The sequence below is a fragment of the Sphingomonas naasensis genome (genome assembly GCF_004792695.1).
GTDB classification, from domain to species: Bacteria; Pseudomonadota; Alphaproteobacteria; order Sphingomonadales; family Sphingomonadaceae; genus Sphingomonas; species Sphingomonas naasensis.
On record NZ_SRXU01000004.1, the window covers coordinates 279,101 to 295,691 of the forward strand.

Consider the following 16,591-nt stretch of genomic DNA (forward strand, 5'->3'; position numbering starts at 1 on the left):
CGGCGCCGGGGCCGTCAACCAAGGGGGTGACGCCCGTGCCGCTATCCGCCATGGGCAACGCCATGGCCGAACCGCATCTCTCCACCGATTCCGCCAATCGCGCGCCGCTGCGCTTCGGCGAGTTCGTGACGCTGATCGCGTCGATGATGGCGCTGACTGCGCTCGGCATCGATTCGATGTTGCCGGCGCTGCCCGCGATCGGTGAGAGCCTCGACGTCGTCGAGCCCAACCACCGCCAGTTCGTGATCACGGCCTTCCTGCTCGGCTTCGCGTTCGCGCAGCTGATCTATGGGCCGCTCTCGGATCGGTTCGGGCGCCGGCCGGTGCTGGTGATCGCGCTGGTCTCGTATGTCCTCACCAGCGCGCTCGCGGCGATCTCGGGCAGCTTCGAGCTGCTGCTCGTCGCCCGCGCGGCAATGGGCGCCTCGGCGGCTGGCGCGCGCGTCGTGACGGTGGCGCTGGTGCGCGATTGCTTCGCCGGCCGCGCAATGGCGCGGGTGATGAGCTTGGCCTTCATCGTCTTCATGGCGGCACCGATCTTCGCCCCGGCGTTCGGTCAGGCGGTGCTCGGCGCAGGGGGATCGTGGCGGATGATCTTCTGGGGCGTCGCCGGCGTGGCGGCGCTGGTTGTGCTGTGGTTCTGGCTGCGCATGCCCGAGACGCTCGATTCCGCCAATCGCCAGTCGCTGCGGCCGGCGCGGATCGTGGCCGATTACGGGCTGGTGCTGCGCGATCGCTGCGCCGTGGGCTACACCGTCGCCGCCGCCCTGCTCTCGGGCGGGCTGTTCGGCTTCATCGGCTCGGTCCAGCAGATCATGGCCGATGTGTTCGGCCGGCCCGAGCTGCTCACTGTCGTGTTCGCGACGGTGGCGAGCACGATGGCGGTCGGGTCGTTCCTCAATTCGCGGATCGTGATGAAGATCGGCACGCGGCGCATCTCGCACAGCGCGCTGTCGGCGTTGATCCTGTTCGCGGCGATCCATCTCGTCGTCGCCTTTGGCGGTTACGAGAATCTGTGGACCTTCGCGATCCTGCAGGCGCTGATGATGGCGAGCTTCGGCCTCGCCACGTCGAACTTCTCGGCGATGGCGATGGAGCGGATGGGGGAGATTGCCGGAACCGCATCGAGCCTGCAGGGCTTCGTCACGACCTTGGGCGGGGCGCTGATCGGCGCGCAGATCGGCCAATCGTTCAACGGCACCACCGTGCCGCTCTATGCCGGATTCCTTGGCATGGGCGTGCTTGCCTTCGCTGCGATCGCGGTTGCCGAGCGCGGGCGGCTTTTTCGCCCGAGCTGAGCGGCTTCCCGCCCTCTCCACGGAACGGAAACGCCTCGCTTTCCGTTCGCACATCGGACGGGGGGAGTTTTCGCCCTCCACAGCAAAAAAGGACAGGCGATGGGCGGTCATCAGGTTCCGATTCAAGGTCCGGGCGACGACGGGTTTGACGACGATGGCTATGATGAGAGCCAGCGCGCCGAGATCATCGAGGCGACCAACGATGCGCCCAGCGACGGCAACATCCTGACCGATATCCCGATCGATCTCGGCGAAGATGGCGACGACGACGACACCGACGAGCTGCGCATGGTCGACGACGAGCTGGGCGAGGAGGACGACGAGGTCGATCTCGACGGCGAAGATCTGCGCGAGGACGAGATCCAGGCCGATCTAGACGACGAGGATGTCGAGGAAGCGGATCTCGACGAGGAGCTCGACGACGGCGACGATACCGCGCTCGCACCCTGAGCATGCTTGACGCGGCGGCGGCGCGAACCCAGCATGCCGCCGCGCCACTGGAGGGGGACGCCATGCCACGCGACTCGCGCGTCGACAGCTATATCGCCGGCCGGGCCGAATTCGCCCAGCCGATCCTCGCCTGGCTCCGCGAGCGTGTGCATGCCGCCTGTCCCGACATCACGGAATCGATCAAATGGTCGATGCCCGCCTTCACCTACAAGGGCCGGCCGCTCGCCAATATGGCCGCGTTCAAGGCGCATGCGACCTTCGGCTTCTGGTATCGCGATGCGATGGCGACCGGCAGGGAAGGCGAGGCGATGGGCCAATATGGCCGGATCGAAACGCTCGCGGACTTGCCCACCGCCGACGCCTTCGAGGCGCAGATTCGCGAGGCTGCGGCGCGGATCGATTCCGGTGAGAAGCCGGCGCGCGCGGCCAAGCCGCCCAAGCCCGAGGCGGAAGTGCCGCCCGAGCTCGCCGAGGGGCTCGCCGGGGACGCCAAAGCGGCAGCCACCTTCGAGGGCTTCCCGCCCGGCTGCCGTCGCGAATATTGCGAGTGGATCGCCGAGGCCAAGCGGCCCGAGACCAAGGCCAAGCGGGTTGCCGAAGCCGTCGCATGGATACGCGAGGGGAAACGGCGCAACTGGAAATATGAGAACTGCTGAGTGCACCCCCGGCCGATCAGCCGCCCATAAATTCCTCCCTCGCGCAGCGGGGGAGGGGGACCAGCCGCAGGCTGGTGGAGGGGGCCTCTCGGCAGGCGACGTCGCCCGCGGCCAAGCCCCCTCCGTCGCCTTCGTCGCCACCGCCCCCGTTGCGCGAGGGAGGAATTTTCGCGACTTGCGCCTTCATCCTCACATGATACGTTACATCATCAACAAGGAGGAAAGCTGTCATGGTCAAGGCCGCACGCATTTCCGAGCCCGTCCCGTTCAGCGCGATCAACGTCACGCCGTTCATCGACGTGATGCTGGTGCTGCTGATCGTGATGATCCTCAGCATCCCGAACGCGACGCACAAGGTGCCGATCACGCTCCCGGTCGACGGCGGGGCGACGGAGCCTGAGCAGCCGCACAAGCTCGCGATCGACAGCGCGGGCGCGTTGTTCTGGGATGGCGGCCGGATCTCCGACGCCGAATTGCCCGCGCGGCTGACCGCGCTACGCGCCGACGCCGCCGGCGTGCTCCATATGCAGACCGATCCCGATGCGCGCTACGATCGGTTCGACGCGGTGCTCGCGGTGGTCAAGCGCGCGGGCGTCGAGAAGTTGGGCTTTGTCGGGAACCAGCCGCTTCCCGATTGATGCGGAACAGGTGCGACGGCGGGCGCGTTCGTCGTCCGCTGTCCAACCTGGATTATTCTATGCGCCTGTCCTTGCCGTTGCTTTTCACGCTCGCAGCCTGTTCCACCCAACCCACGCAAAACAGCACCGCGACCGACAACGACGTCGCGTCGGTGCCCGTCGGAATGGCAAGTCCCGAGCCTTCGGACACTCCCTCCTCCACGGCCGCGGTGACGCCCGCGACACCGGCGACACCGGCGACACCCGCGCCGCTCGCGCCGCTCGCGCCGCCGGCGCCCGGGCAGCCGGGCGGGCTCGACGATGATCGCACCCCGGTCAGCGAGGCACCGTTCACCGAAGCGAGCGCGCAGGGCGCCGCCAATGTCGTGCAGACCTATTATGCGCTGCTCGAGGCCGGCAAATATGGCGAGGCCTATCGGCTCTGGGAGCCGGGCGCGGCCGGGATGACTCCCGGCGCCTTCGCAGCGAGCTTCGGCCGCTATTCCGAATATCACGCCAATATCGGCGCGCCGGGACGGATCGATGCCGGCGCCGGTCAGCGCTACGTGACGGTGCCGGTGCAGGTCTATGGCCGGCTCAGGCAGGGCGGGCGACCGTTCAACATGCGCGGCTCGGTCACGCTCCACCGCGCCGGCGCTATCGACGGTGCCACCGCCGAACAGCGCCGCTGGCGGATCCGCAGCAGTGACATCAAGCCGCGTCCGGGCGAGGCGACGCCGTCCCCCCGGCCGACCGAGGACAACCGCTCGACCGCGCGCTATCGCTGCATGGATGGATCGCGCCTCGTCGTGCGCTTCGATCCGGACAACAATCGCGTTGCGGTCTCGCGCGGCGGCAAGCCGTTCGCCACGCTGCCGGGCCAGCGCGTCGCCTCGGGTATCCGCTATGCCGCCAACGGCTACGAGCTGCGCGGCAAGGGCGAGGCGATGACCTTCACGGCGCCCGGCCTGCCGCCGGTCGCCTGCACGGTCATTCGCTGAGGGCGTTCGCGAGCACCGCGAGATCGGCGTTGCTGACGTCGACGCCGGTGGCGTCGACCAGCTTCGATTCGACCGCGTGGCTCTCCGAGTCGCCGAGGCCGATGAAGCTCACCGCGGTGAAGATCACGCCGGCAGCCCAGAGCAGCGCTGCCCAGCGACTACGGAAAAGGCGAGCGGGACGTAGCGGAACCATGCGGCCATCATAGCCGCGACAAATGAAGGCTGACCTTCGATGACTGGTTAAGCTAGTTTTGGGGCATGGCATCCTACACCACCAAGATCACCGCCGGGCCGGAGGACATCGACATTCTCGGCCACGTCAACAACGCGGTTTGGGTCAAATGGATTCAGGACGTGGCGGTGGCGCATTGGCACGCGATCGCGGCGCCCGAGCATCACGACGCCTATATCTGGGTCGTGACCCGGCACGAGATCGACTATCGCGGCAGCGTGGTCGAAGGCGAGACGGTGACCGCCGAGACGTGGGTGCCCGAACCGCCCAAGGGCGCGCGGTTCGATCGTTACATGAAGTTCACCGGCGCCGACGGGAAGGTGCGCGTCGAGGCGAAGACGACGTGGGCGATATTGGACCGCGCCACCGGGCGGCTGGTGCGCGTGCCGGCCGAAGTGGCGGCGCCGTTTCTGGCTTGATCCAAATCCTCCCCCGGGAACCGGGGGAGGTGGCAGCGAAGCTGACGGAGGGGGCGCCTCCGCAAGCTACGTACTCGCGGAGAGACCCCCTCCGTCGCCTTCGGCGCCACCTCCCCCGCTGCGCGAGGGAGGATTTTGACGATCAGCCGCTGTTGCGCAGCGCCGTCGCGATCGCGTTGATCGAGAGCAGGATGCCCTCGCCGATCCGCGCGTCTTCCTCGCCGCGGCGATGGCGCTTGAGCAGTTCGACCTGAAGCAGGTTCAGCGGCTCGATATAGGGCAGGCGCAGGCGGATCGAGGTTTCGAGTCCGGGGTGCTTTTCGAGCAGCCGGGTCTGGCGGGTCACGGTGAGCAGCCCGTCATGCGTCTGGTGCCAGCCGTCGCGGATGCGGCCGAAGATCCCGCCGCGCAGCGTCTCGTCCTCGACCAGCGCCGCATAATGCGCCGCCACGTCCATATCGGACTTGGCGAGCACCATCTCCATGTTGGCGAGCGTCGAGGCGAAGAGCGGCCAGCCGGCCGCCATCTCGCGCAGCAGTCCCTTGTCGGCGAAGGCATCGATCGCCTGGCCGACGCCATACCAGCCCGGCAGCATCACGCGTGCCTGCGCCCAGCTGAATACCCAGGGGATGGCGCGCAGATCCTCGATCGCGTCGGACTTCTTCCGGCTCGCCGGGCGCGAACCGATCTTGAGGCCGGCGATCTCGGCGATCGGCGTCGCCTGGCGGAAATAGCTGGTGAAACCGTCGGTCTCGTAGACCAGCCCGCGATAGGCCTTGAATGCCGTCGCCGAGAGCGCGTCCATCGCCGCGGCGAAACGTTCGGCGTCCGCCGGGGCGAGCTGCTCGGGCTCGAGGCTGGCGAGCAAGGTCGCCGAGGCCATCGCCTCGAGATTGGTCATCGCGCTGGCGCGGCTGCCATATTTGGCGGCGATCACTTCGCCCTGCTCGGTGATGCGGATGCGGCCCTGCACCGTTCCCGGCGGCTGGGCGAGGATCGCCGAGAAGCTCGATCCGCCGCCGCGCCCGACCGCGCCGCCGCGGCCGTGGAACAGCTGCATCGCGAGATCGGCCTTCTCGAACACCGGCTTGAGCGCCGTCGAGCCGCGCGACAGCTGCCATGTCGAGGTGAGGTAGCCGCCGTCCTTGTTCGAATCCGAATAGCCGATCATCACTTCCTGATGCCCGCGCCCCGCGGCGATCGCCGCTACCTCGGGCAGCGCGAGCCACTTCTCCATGATCGCCGGCGCGCCTTCGAGATCGGCGATCGTCTCGAACAGCGGGATCGCCATGATGTGCGCCTGCGGCTCTGCGCCAGGGATGTAGAGCCCGGCTTCCTTGAGCAGCACATGGACCTCGAGCAGGTCCGACACCGATTGCGCCATCGAGACGATGTAATGGGTGATGCACTGGCGCCCATATTTGCCATGCGCCTCGGCCGCGGCGCGCACGATCGCGAGCTCGGACGCTGTCTCCTCCGAATAATCGGCATAGGGGCTGGTGAGCGGGCGCGGGCTTTCCAGCTCGCGGCGGAGCAGCGCGACGCGCTCGTCCTCGCCCAGCGCGGCATAATCGTCGCAGACGCCGCCGGCCTTGAGCAGCTCGGCAACGACGCGCTCATGGATCGCGCTGTTCTGGCGCATGTCGAGCGTGGCGAGATGGAAGCCGAAGGTCTCGACCGCGCGGATCAGCCGGCCGAGCGCGCCGCCGCTGGCGAGCGGCCCTTGGCCTTCGTCGGCCAGCCCATGCGCGATCGCGACCAGTTCCTCGCGCAGCTCGCCGGGCTGGGCATAGGATTCGCCGGCGAGCGGAGCAGCGCGCGGCGGCGCCTTGCCGGTGAGCTTCTGATAGGTCGCGGCGACGCGGGCATAGATGCCGGTGAGCGCGCGGCGATAGGGCTCGTCGGCGCGGCTGCGGCCGGTGTCGTGGCTGGCCTCGGCGAGCTTGAGCACTTCGGCATTGACCTGGGCATGCTCGGTCGAGATCGACAGCTCGGCGCCGAGCGCATGGATCGCGTCGAGATAATAGCCGAGCGCCGCTTCGGCCGAGCGCGCCAGCGCGAAGCGGAGCGAGTCGGCGGTGACGAAGGGATTGCCGTCGCGGTCGCCGCCGATCCAGGTGCCGGCGCGAAGGAAGGACGGCGAACGGTCGCCGAGCGCACGGTCCCAGCGCGCATAGAGCGCGGGCAGCACGGGCAGGAACACGTCGCGCAGATAGGAGAGCGCGGTCTCGACCTCGTCGGCGACGCCGAGCTTTTCGCGGCGCAGCACGCGCGTCTGCCAGAGCAGGGCGATCTGGCGCAGGATCGCCTCGTCGATCTTGTCGCCGTCCTCGGTCTCCTCGATCCCCATGTCCTTGAGCGCCATCAGCTCGGCGATCCGGTTCTTGTGATCGATCATCGACTTGCGGCGGACTTCGGTGGGGTGCGCGGTGAGCACCGGCACGACCAGCGCGTGATCGAGCAGCGCCATCACCGCGTCATGGCCGATGCCGTGCGCCTTGAGCCGCTCGAGCGCCGAAGCGAGATCGGCATCCTCTTCGGTGGCGACGCCCTGCCGGTCCTCGGCGAGGTTGGCGAGCATCGAGAACAGCATGAAGCCGCGGACGAAATCGAGCGTCTCGTCGAGGCTGAGGCGGTCGAGCCCCGAATCGATCGCGCCGGCGCCGGCGACGCCGCGATGGCGGTCGACCGAGGTGGCGCGGATATATTCGATGCGCTTGAACAGCTCCTCACCGCCATAAGCGCGGATCACGTCGCCGAGCAGGCGTCCCAGAAAGCGGATGTCGGGATTGTTTGCGATCGCCAGGCTAGCCATGGCGCGTGTTGCTGCACCGCAAAAGGCGCGGGGTCAACGCCCTCCGCGCACCATATCGTCGGCAAGCCATTCCTCGATCAATTCCTCGTCGCCGAACAGCTGGGCCGGCACCGGCATCGCGCCGATGCCGGCAGCGAGACTGTCGGGAACGACGAGCATCGTCGCGCCGGGGCCGAGTGCCCCACCAAGCGCGCGCTGGAAGGGGTCGATCGACGTCGTTCCGGCCGTGGGGAGCGCGGCGCGCACCTCCGTCGCCGGCGTCTCGCCCGGGAGCGCCACCCGGGTCCAGCCGCGATCGTCCCGCCACACCCACGCCTGGGCGCGCTCGATCGTCCCGTCGAACGCCACCGGCGCCGAACCGATCTGCACGCCCTCGCGCAGCACGGTCATCCGGCGGTCCACCCCGCTGACCACGATCGTGACCGGCCCCCGGCTCGCCAGCCCGGGACGCCACCATGCCGGCCCCGCGACGGGCCGGCCGCGCGTCGTCTGCCCGCCGCCGGTCACCAGCACGGTCATCCCGGTTCGCGTCTCGGCGAACAATTGCCGGGCGAAATCATGGGGCAGCCGGATGCAGCCATGCGAGGCCGGATAGCCCGGCAGCGCGCCGGCGTGCAGCGCCACGCCCTGCCAGGTCAGCCGCTGCATGAACGGCATCGGCGCATTGCTGTACTGGTTCGAGCGGTGGAAGCTTTTCTTCTGGAGGATGGTGAACACGCCCGCCGGAGTGCCGTAGCCGGGCTTGCCGGTGGATACCGGCGATGCCGCCACCGCGACGCCGTCGCGATAGGCGACGAGCCGCTGGCTGCGGACGTCGACCACGACGAGCAACGGGTTTTGCGCCGATGCCGACACCGCGGCCCCGCCCGCGTCTCCGGCCAGCAAGGCAGCAACGGCGAGCGCCAGCGCGCAGGCGGGCCTGAGGCTCAGCAAGAACGGCGATCCCCCGACATGGCTGATCAGACCTACCAGCGAAGCGCCGGGTGCGAAACGATCCTTTTGCGGGGTTGCGGGGGCGTCGCGACACCCTAGCTTGGCGCCGATGACTCCCGCCGCCCCCGTCGCCCGATCGCTCAAGCGCGCCCTGATCGGCCAGGTGCGCGCAGTGTTCAACGATTCCGCCAAGGGCGAGAAGCCGATCCAGCGCCAGCCCGAGGCGAGCCTGTTCGGGCCGGGGTCGGTGGTCTGGCGCGTACATGGCGACGTCACCACGATGATGGTCGGCGGCGTCGCCGCGCTGCTTCTCCAGATGCTCCATCCCGCGGTGCTCGCCGGGGTGTGGGACCATTCGAGCTTCCGCGGCGACATGATCGGCCGGCTGCGGCGCACCGCGCGCTTCATCGCGGTGACCAGCTATGGCTCCGACGAAGAGGCCGAGGCGGCGATCGCGAAGGTGCGCGAGGTCCACACCCGGGTGAAGGGCATTCTTCCCGACGGCACCCCCTATGCCGCCGACGATCCCCGTCTGCTCGCCTGGGTGCACGTCACCGAGGCGGTGAGCTTTCTCGATGCATGGATCCGCTACGCCGAGCCGGGCATGGCGATGGCCGAGCAGGACCGCTATTTCGCGGAGTTCGCACGGATAGCCGAGGCGCTGGGGACCGATCCGGTGCCGCGCAGCCGCGGCGAGGCCGATGCGCTGATCGCCACGATGCGCCGCGAGCTGGCCGTCGACGCGCGTACCCGCGAAGTCGCGCGGCTGGTGCTCTCCCAGCCGGCGCCCAATCTGGCGATGAAACCGTTCCAGGCGATGACCTTCGAGGCGGCGGTCGACCTGCTTCCCGATTGGGCGCGGCGGATGCATGGATTTCCGCGCCCTGGCCTCTCCACCCCGCTGGTCCGGCTCGGCACCGGCGGGATCGCACGGACGATACGCTGGGCGTTTCGCGGCTAGCTGCGCAGCTGGAGCAGATCGGCGATCGTTGGAAGGATGCCGGCGAGCGCCGGCGCCAGCACGACGAGGATTTTTCCAAGCCCGTCCATCAGCCCCGCATCCAGCAGCACCGGCGCCTCCGCATCCTCGCCTTCCTCGGTCAGCGCCGCCGCGCGGGCCCGCAGCCCTGCGACCACCGGAACCGCGAAACTCGCGATCACCAGCGACGACGTCACTCCGGAATAGAGCGCGAAGGCATCGACATGCGCCGAAAAGGCCTTGGCCGCCGCCGGCTCGAACAGCGCCTGCGGCCAGCGCGTCCACGCCAGCTGGAAAACGATCGAGGCCACCATCAACGCCGCGGCGGCGTTGACATAGAGCCGCAGCCGCAGCCGCTGGCGGAGCAGGAAGGCACGCGCCTTGGCAGCCGGGGGCGGGAGCGGGCGGACGAGGCAGGATACCGCGCCGACGATCGTCAGCGCCGCACCGATCATCAGCCCCGCGCGCGCGACAAAGATCAGCGTATCGAGCCGCGTTGCGACGATTTTCGCGTCGCGATCCCCGTCCGTGACGCTGCCGAACAGTTCCGTGGCCTTGCCGACCACGTCGATACCGAGCGGATTCGCAAGCACGGCAAAATATCGCCCCGAAAGCGTCATCCAGAGCGAGCCGACGACGAGCCCCGTCAGCAAAGTGAGGAGCAGCAGCCGGCGCATCCGCGCGTCGAATTCGGCGACAAGATCGCGTGCGAACAGCACCAACGTCAGGAATGAGACTCCACACGCGGCGAGCAGCGCCGAAAGAATGTAGAGCCGGCCGGCAGCATCGGCATGGGGCTGCGGCGCGAGCGAGGGCAGCGGGGCCAGCCCGTACCAGCCGAACCAGGCGAGCAGCAAATCCGATCCGATGAATATCAGCACGGGCGGTACCACCAGTGCCAGCGATGCCCAGTCTGTCGTCGATTGGTTCTTTGTTCGCATGTGCCCCCCGAGCTGACTGTAGCGCCGCGGCGCGGGAGGGAAAGCGCCAAGTCGCGTCCGCGATCGCGTCCGGCCCCGCGGCAGCTGCTTGCCGACGAGGGGAATATTCCGCCCAGAATCAGATCGTTCCGGTGATGATCCGTTTTAGATGATTTTCTATGGACTCGAAGTCATCGGCGAGTAACCTGTCCATGTTCCGATACGAAACAAGATCGAGTCGCGCGGGGCAAAGTTTCGTTCGACTTGTCGAGCGGCGCGATCGGACGGGGGATTGGGATAACAGCAATATTTCCGGAAAATGCGGCTTGCGCCGGACGGATGTTTGCACCTGCGATTCCTCGCTCCTTTCGGCGTTAACTGCTTGCCTGTTGCGCGCCAACAAGAGGAGACGGATGTGGCTACCTATACCGGCAATAACGGCAACAACACCATCAACGGCTCCAACGGCGACGATACGATCTACGGCCTTGGCGGCAACGATCATCTCAACGGCCGGGGCGGCAACGACACGATCTATGGCGGCAGCGGCAACGACGATATCGAAGGCGGCGACGGCAATGACTCGCTCTACGGCGAAGACGGCGACGACGATATCTCGGGAGGAAATGGCAACGACGTATTGAGCGGCGGCGCGGGCGCGGACGAACTCTATGGCGACGCCAATGACGACACGCTCAATGGCGACGCCGGCAACGACGCGCTCCATGGCGGCACCGGCAACGACAATCTTTCGGGCGGCGCCGACAACGACACGCTCTGGGGCGATGACGGCAATGACTATCTTCATGGCGGCACCGGGCTCGACCAGCTGTTCGGCGGCAACGGCACCGACACGCTCGACGGCGGCGACGGCGACGACGAGCTTTCGGGCGGTACCGGCAATGACAATCTCAGCGGCGGCGAAGGCAATGACCAGCTGTCGGGCGACGACAATGACGATATTCTCTCGGGCGGTAACGGCAACGACGCGCTCTATGGCGGCAACGGCAACGATCGGCTGACCGGCGGCGGCGGGCTCGACTATCTCGACGGCGGTTCGGGCACTGACACCGCGGTCTATTCGGGCTCGCTGTTCGAATATTCGATCTATCGCTTCGGCCCGATCGCCAGCGTGGTGCACAACGGCCCGGGCGGGGCCGGCTCGGGCGCCGACGGCGTCGATCTGCTGCTCGGCGTCGAGCGGCTGCAATTCGCCGACGTGACGATCGATCTCACTGGCAACAACGCACCGATCGCGGCCAATGACAGCGCGGCGCTCACCGAAAATGCCGGCAGCTACAGCAGCGGCAGCGCGAGCGTGCTCGACAATGACTATGATTTCGACGGCGATCCGCTGACCGTCGCGCCGGGGGTGTTCAACGGCACCTATGGCACGCTGACGCTCAACGCCAACGGCACCTATAATTATGTGCTCAACGCCACGGCGCAGACGCTGGCGCAGGGCCAGGTGGCGCAGGACAGCTTCACCTATACCGTGTCCGACGGCAGCGCGTCCGACACGGCGAGCCTGACCTTCAACATCACCGGTCTCAACGACGCCCCGGTCGCCAATCCCGATGCGGCGGCGACCAGCGAGAATGCCAGCGTGCTGATCAACGTGCTCGCCAACGACACCGATGTCGACAATGGCGCGGTGCTCACGGTCACCGGGGCGTCGGCCCCCGCGGGGCAGGGCAGCGCGGCGGTGGTTGCCAACCAGGTCCAGTTCAACCCCGGCTCGGATTTCGATCATCTCGCAGTCGGAGCGACCGCGACGGTGACGCTCAGCTATACGATCCAGGACCAGTTCGGCGCGGCTTCGGCCTCGACCGTGTCGGTCACGGTGACCGGCACCAATGACGGCCCGGTCGCCAATCCCGATGCCGCGACGACCGGCGAGAATTCCAGTGTGCTGATCAACGTGCTCGCCAATGACAGCGACGCCGACGATGGTGCGGTGCTCACCGTGACGACCGCCTCGGCACCGGCGGGGCAGGGTAGCGCGGCGGTGGTCGCCAACCAGGTCCAGTTCAATCCGGGCAGCGACTTCGATCATCTCGCGGTCGGCGCCAGCCAGGTGGTAACGGTGAGCTATTCGATTTCGGACGAGCATGGCGCGGCCGCCGCCTCGACGATCGCGGTCACGGTGACCGGCACCAACGATGGTCCGATCGCCAGCCCGGACAGCGCGACGACGAGCGAGAATGCGGCGGTCCTCGTCAACGTGCTCGCCAATGACAGCGACGCCGACGATGGCGCGGTGCTCACCGTCACCACCGCTTCGGCTCCCGCGGGGCAGGGCAGTGCGGCGGTGGTCGCCAACCAGGTCCAGTTCGATCCTGGCAGCGATTTCGATCATCTCGCGGTCGGCGCCAGCCAGGTGGTGACGGTCAGCTATTCGATTTCGGACGAGCATGGCGCGACGTCGTCCTCGACTCTCGCGGTCACCGTGACCGGGACCAATGACGGCCCGGTCGCCAATCCTGACAGCGCGACGACCAGCGAGAATGCCGGCGTCACGATCGACGTGCTGGCCAACGACAGCGACGCCGACGATGGTGCGGTGCTCACCGTCACGACCGCGTCGGCGCCGGCGGGACAGGGCAGCGCCTCGGTTGTCGCCAATCAGGTGCAGTTCGTCCCCGGCACCGACTTCGACTATCTCGCGGCGGGCGAGAGCACGGTGGTCAGCGTGAGCTATTCGATCGCCGATGAGCATGGCGCGACCGCTGCCTCGACGATCGCCGTCACGGTCACGGGCACCAATGACGCGCCGGTGATCGACGCCGGCGGCACCGATGCCAGCGGTTCGGTCACCGAGCTGCCCAATGGCGATCCCAACGAGAACGCCTTCACCCACGCCGACAGCGGCACGATCGCGTTCGACGACGCGGATGTGAGCGATACCCACAGCGCCAGCTTCGTAGCCCAGGGAAGCGGCTATCTCGGCAGCTTCAGCCTCGATCCGGTCAACCAGGCCGGCGACAATGTCGGCTGGCATTTCGAGGTCGAGGACAGCGCGATCGATTTCCTCGACGAAGGCGAGACGCTCACCCAGACCTATAGCGTGACGGTCGATGACGGGCATGGCGGCACGGCAACGCAGGACGTCACCGTCACCATCACCGGCGAGGCCGACAATCTCCCGCCCGACGCGGTCGACGACAGCTATTCGGTGCCCGGCAACGTCACGCTCACCGTCGATGCCAGCGAAGGCGTGCTCGCCAACGACACCGACGATGGCGGGGTCGGCACCGGTCCGGGGCAGGCATCGGTCACCGCGTTCGACGCGACCTCGGCGAACGGCGCGACGGTGACGGTCAACCCCGACGGCTCGTTCAGCTACGAGGCACCGGTCGGCTTCAGCGGTGCCGACAGCTTCACCTACACGCTCACCGACGCCGACGGCGCGACCGACACCGCGACGGTGACCGTCAATGTCGCGGCGACGCAGGTCTGGTTCATCGACAATGCCGCGACCGGCAGCGCCAATCTGGGCACCCAGGCCGATCCGTTCACCTCGATCGCGGCGTTCAACGCGGCGCAGGGCACGCCCGACGGCCCCGGCACCGGCGACACCGTCTATCTGCGCGAAGGCACCGGCACCTATTCCGAGGCCGACGGGATCAATTTGCTGAACGGCCAGACGCTGGTCGGCGGCGGGCAGGATCTGGTGATCGGCGCCGAGACGATCGAGCAAGGCACGGGCCGCCCGACGATCATCACCACCGGCGGCACCAACAACGGCATCGACCTCGCCCAGAACAACCACGTCTCGGGGCTCGACATCGGCGACACCACCGGCGCGGGCATCGCCGATGGCGGCGGCACCGTCGGCAGCCTGACGATCAGCGATGTCGGCAAATCGGGCGCCGGCCAGATCGTCGACATCGATCAGGGCGGCACGCTCGACGTCACGCTCAACGACGCGGCGTCGACCGGCTCGAGTGGCGGCGCGATCGACCTCGCCGGTGTCGGCGGCAGCTTCACCGTCACCGGCGCGACGTCGATCACCGGCACGCATGGCGGCGGCGGGATCGACATCACCGGGTCGTCGCTCAGCGCAAGCTTCGCCGGCGGCGGTACGGTCTCGACCGGGACGACCACCGCGGTGAACTTCGTCGGCAACAGCGGTGCGCTGGCGCTGGGCGGCGGACTCGACATCGTCACCACCAGCGGCGCGGGGCTGAACGTCAGCGGCGGTGGCGCGGTGAGCGCAACCGGCGCGGGCAACAGCGTGACTTCGACCACCGGGGTCGCGGTCTCGGTCAGCGGCACTGCGATCGGTGCGGCCGATCTGACGTTCGAGAGCGTCTCGGCGGATGGCGGCGCCTATGCGATCCGGCTCAACGGCACCGGATCGGCGGGCGGGCTGCACATCACCGGCACCGGCGCTGATGGTTCGGGCGGCACGATCCAGAATATCGGCGTGCGCGGAATCGAGCTGGTCAACACCGCCGGGGTGAGCATCGCCAATGTCGCGCTCACCAACGCCAATCTGACCAACGGCACCTCGACCGATCTCGACGTGAGCAACTCGAACGGCGCGATCTATCTGAGCGGTGTCAACGGCGCGTCGTTCGACAATGTCGATATCAACGGCGCGGCCGACAGTGGCGTCGTCGGCATCAACGTCGCCGATTTCGTGATGAACAACAGCACGATCACCCAGGCCGGCAACGCCCTGAACGAGAGCGGGCTCGAGTTCAGCAACCTCTCGGGCGATTCGTCGATCTCGAACACCGACATCTCCTTCTCCGAGACCAACGGGCTCGACATCGTAAACACCGATGTCGGTCTCAATCTGGTGCTCGACAACGTCACCATCCGCGACAGCCAGACCGTCTCGCTGGGCGGCCCGGCGAACGGCAATGGCGATGGCGGGTTGCAGTTCCGCAGCTTCAGCAGTGCGCCTGGCGCGCCTGCCACCAATATCGACATCGTCGACAGCGATTTCGTGCGGCTGCGGACCCAGGCGATCCAGGTCATCGCCGACGACGACTCGGTGGTCACCGTCGATATCGTCAACAACCTGATCGACAGCGAGGCGGCGATCGGCACCGGCGTCGATCTCAACGCCAGCGACGGCGCGCAATTCGCGTTCAACGTCATCGGCAACACGATCCAGAGCCGCGGCGGCAATGCGGTCAACGTCACGGCGTCGACCGGTGCGGACGTAGAGGGGCGGATCAACGACAACAACATCACCGCCAATGCCAGCGGTGCGGGCGTGCGCGTCCTGCCGCAGGACACCGGCACCACGGCGATCGTCGAGGTGCGCGACAACAGCATCACGATGGGCGCCGGAAATGGCAGCTCGGCGATCGACGCCCAGGCGCGCTTCGGCGACGCCCGGCTCGATCTGACGCTCGACAACAACACCCTCGATTCGAACACCACCGCGCTCGCCGACATCAACATCACCGCGGGCTCGTCGACGGCGGGCGAGACCAACCAGGTCTATGTCAACATCATCAACAACGACGTGGTCGCTGGCGGGCCGACCAACCTTCTGCGCCTGCGCACCTCGGACCTCGACGCCACCACCGATCCGCGGATCTTCCTCGGCGGGTTTGTCGAGGGCGGGCCGGGGCTCGACGACGATGCGGCGGCGACGTGGAACGCCAATGGCAACACGCCGACGGCGACCGCGACGAATATCGTCGTCACCCAGACCGGAACCGCGACCGCGCCCGCGGGCGGCGTCGTGCAGACGCCGGACAACCCCAGCCCGTTGATGGCTGCCTTCGTGGCGCAGGGTGCCATGGCCGGCACCCTGCTCGGGCAGGCGCAGCTCGATGCGGCCGTCGCCGCGGCGATCCAGCTCTGGGCCGATGCCGGCGCGAGCGCCGACCAGATCGCCGCGATGCGCGGCACGGCGGTAGCGGTCTCCAAACTGGCGGGGCTCGATCTCGGGCTGCACACCAGCCAAGGCGTGCTGATCGACGCCAATGCGGCGGGCTTTGGATGGTCCGGTGACGCGGCGCCGACCGGCGGTATCGATCTGCTGACGGTGGTGGCGCACGAACTCGGCCATGTGGCGGGGCTCGACGATGACTATTCGACGGGAAGCAGCGACGTGATGCACGGCTTCCTCGCCCCCGGCGAGCAGCATGTGCCGGGTGCCGCCGAGACGACCGCATTCGCGTCGCAACCGGGCGAGTGGGGCGAGATATCGCCGCTCCATTTCAAACTGTTCGAGCATCACTTCGACAGCTTGTTCTGATCGCTCCGCAGCCGCGGCGCGCGCAAAGGCGCCGCGGTCTCGCGT

The 16,591-nt window shown here is 67.9% G+C and carries 12 protein-coding genes; 8 read left to right on the plus strand and 4 right to left on the minus strand.

The window, feature by feature from the left end:
- Positions 1 to 50: 50 nt before the first annotated feature.
- The 5 genes from E5A74_RS11325 (at position 51) to E5A74_RS11345 (ending at position 4,022) form a co-directional block, all read left to right on the plus strand.
- The gene (locus E5A74_RS11325) at positions 51 to 1,298 is read left to right on the plus strand and encodes a multidrug effflux MFS transporter (protein ID WP_240699766.1); all 1,248 of its coding nucleotides are present in this window, start codon (positions 51 to 53) and stop codon (positions 1,296 to 1,298) included.
- Positions 1,299 to 1,397: 99 nt separating this feature from the next.
- On the plus strand, positions 1,398 to 1,748 hold the full coding sequence (locus E5A74_RS11330) for a DNA primase (RefSeq protein WP_135984917.1): 351 nt from the start codon (positions 1,398 to 1,400) through the stop codon (positions 1,746 to 1,748).
- A 62-nt stretch (positions 1,749 to 1,810) separates the two neighbouring features.
- Positions 1,811 to 2,404 (plus strand): YdeI/OmpD-associated family protein, encoded by a 594-nt coding sequence (locus tag E5A74_RS11335; RefSeq protein ID WP_135984919.1) that lies wholly within the window; start codon positions 1,811 to 1,813, stop codon positions 2,402 to 2,404.
- 230 nt (positions 2,405 to 2,634) lie between these two features.
- Positions 2,635 to 3,042 (plus strand): ExbD/TolR family protein, encoded by a 408-nt coding sequence (locus E5A74_RS11340; RefSeq protein WP_135984921.1) that lies wholly within the window; start codon positions 2,635 to 2,637, stop codon positions 3,040 to 3,042.
- A 164-nt stretch (positions 3,043 to 3,206) separates the two neighbouring features.
- Positions 3,207 to 4,022, plus strand: coding sequence for an MliC family protein (locus E5A74_RS11345; protein WP_240699767.1), 816 nt, complete (start codon positions 3,207 to 3,209; stop codon positions 4,020 to 4,022).
- Here E5A74_RS11345 and E5A74_RS11350 read toward each other — a convergent pair.
- Positions 4,012 to 4,215 carry a hypothetical protein gene (locus tag E5A74_RS11350; protein ID WP_135984923.1) on the minus strand — a complete coding sequence of 68 codons (204 nt, stop codon included), beginning with the start codon at positions 4,213 to 4,215 and terminating at the stop codon, positions 4,012 to 4,014. The genes E5A74_RS11345 and E5A74_RS11350 overlap by 11 nt on opposite strands.
- A 65-nt stretch (positions 4,216 to 4,280) precedes the next feature.
- Here E5A74_RS11350 and E5A74_RS11355 point away from each other — a divergent pair, with 65 nt between their 5' ends.
- Complete coding sequence (locus E5A74_RS11355) at positions 4,281 to 4,673, plus strand: acyl-CoA thioesterase (protein ID WP_135984925.1); 393 nt, start codon at positions 4,281 to 4,283, stop codon at positions 4,671 to 4,673.
- Between the two features lie 142 nt (positions 4,674 to 4,815).
- Here E5A74_RS11355 and ppc read toward each other — a convergent pair whose 3' ends face one another.
- A complete protein-coding gene (gene ppc, locus E5A74_RS11360; RefSeq protein ID WP_135984927.1) occupies positions 4,816 to 7,488 on the minus strand; it encodes a phosphoenolpyruvate carboxylase in 2,673 nt (890 codons plus the stop codon).
- Between the two features lie 33 nt (positions 7,489 to 7,521).
- Positions 7,522 to 8,421, minus strand: a complete 900-nt coding sequence (locus E5A74_RS11365; RefSeq protein ID WP_240699768.1) for a L,D-transpeptidase family protein — start codon at positions 8,419 to 8,421, stop codon at positions 7,522 to 7,524.
- A gap of 109 nt (positions 8,422 to 8,530) precedes the next feature.
- Between E5A74_RS11365 and E5A74_RS11370 the strand changes: the two genes are divergently transcribed.
- Entirely contained in the window at positions 8,531 to 9,382 is an 852-nt protein-coding gene (locus E5A74_RS11370; RefSeq protein ID WP_135984931.1) for an oxygenase MpaB family protein, read from the plus strand.
- Here E5A74_RS11370 and E5A74_RS11375 read toward each other — a convergent pair.
- A complete protein-coding gene (locus tag E5A74_RS11375) occupies positions 9,379 to 10,341 on the minus strand; it encodes a hypothetical protein (protein WP_135984933.1) in 963 nt (320 codons plus the stop codon). The genes E5A74_RS11370 and E5A74_RS11375 overlap by 4 nt on opposite strands.
- A 394-nt stretch (positions 10,342 to 10,735) precedes the next feature.
- Between E5A74_RS11375 and E5A74_RS11380 the strand changes: the two genes are divergently transcribed.
- Positions 10,736 to 16,546 carry an Ig-like domain-containing protein gene (locus tag E5A74_RS11380; RefSeq protein WP_166745778.1) on the plus strand — a complete coding sequence of 1,937 codons (5,811 nt, stop codon included), beginning with the start codon at positions 10,736 to 10,738 and terminating at the stop codon, positions 16,544 to 16,546.
- The last annotated feature ends 45 nt before the right edge of the window (positions 16,547 to 16,591 follow it).

Excerpts from the sequence above, each read along its gene's own strand:
- E5A74_RS11325 (WP_240699766.1), top strand. The coding sequence starts at position 51 with ATGGGCAACGCCATGGCCGAACCGCATCTCTCCACCGATTCCGCCAAT.
- E5A74_RS11330 (WP_135984917.1), top strand. The coding sequence starts at position 1,398 with ATGGGCGGTCATCAGGTTCCGATTCAAGGTCCGGGCGACGACGGGTTT.
- E5A74_RS11335 (WP_135984919.1), top strand. The coding sequence starts at position 1,811 with ATGCCACGCGACTCGCGCGTCGACAGCTATATCGCCGGCCGGGCCGAA.
- E5A74_RS11340 (WP_135984921.1), top strand. The coding sequence starts at position 2,635 with ATGGTCAAGGCCGCACGCATTTCCGAGCCCGTCCCGTTCAGCGCGATC.
- E5A74_RS11345 (WP_240699767.1), top strand. The coding sequence starts at position 3,207 with ATGGCAAGTCCCGAGCCTTCGGACACTCCCTCCTCCACGGCCGCGGTG.
- E5A74_RS11350 (WP_135984923.1), bottom strand. The coding sequence starts at position 4,215 with ATGGTTCCGCTACGTCCCGCTCGCCTTTTCCGTAGTCGCTGGGCAGCG.
- E5A74_RS11355 (WP_135984925.1), top strand. The coding sequence starts at position 4,281 with ATGGCATCCTACACCACCAAGATCACCGCCGGGCCGGAGGACATCGAC.
- ppc (WP_135984927.1), bottom strand. The coding sequence starts at position 7,488 with ATGGCTAGCCTGGCGATCGCAAACAATCCCGACATCCGCTTTCTGGGA.
- E5A74_RS11370 (WP_135984931.1), top strand. The coding sequence starts at position 8,531 with ATGACTCCCGCCGCCCCCGTCGCCCGATCGCTCAAGCGCGCCCTGATC.
- E5A74_RS11375 (WP_135984933.1), bottom strand. The coding sequence starts at position 10,341 with ATGCGAACAAAGAACCAATCGACGACAGACTGGGCATCGCTGGCACTG.